Annotated in this window: 1 pseudogene; it reads left to right on the forward strand. The window is 75.3% G+C overall.

Going from position 1 to position 308, the window contains the following annotated elements:
• Positions 1-308: pseudogene (locus HWY05_RS38195) on the forward strand (hypothetical protein); the annotation flags it as partial.

The following is a 308-nucleotide window of genomic DNA, read 5'->3' on the forward strand; positions in this document are numbered from 1 at the left end:
GATCGCGAAGGCGGAGATCGTCCGCGCTTCGGTGGCGAGCGCGGCCCGCGCAGCGACAGCGCACCGCGCCGTTTCGAAGGCGCCGGTGATCGTGGCGACCGCGCACCGCGCAAGTTTGAAGGCGCCGGTGACCGTGGCGACCGCCCCCCGCGCAAGTTTGAAGGCGCTGGCGACCGTGGCGAGCGCGCACCGCGCAGCTTCGGCGACCGCCCCCCGCGTCGCGACGACGGCGAACGCCGCCCGTTCAGCGGTGCACGTCCGGGCGCAGACCGTCCGTCCGAAGGCGGCGCACGTGGCGACCGTCCGGT

Source organism: Paraburkholderia sp. BCC1876 (assembly GCF_902833695.1).
In the GTDB taxonomy this organism is placed as follows: domain Bacteria; phylum Pseudomonadota; class Gammaproteobacteria; order Burkholderiales; family Burkholderiaceae; genus Paraburkholderia.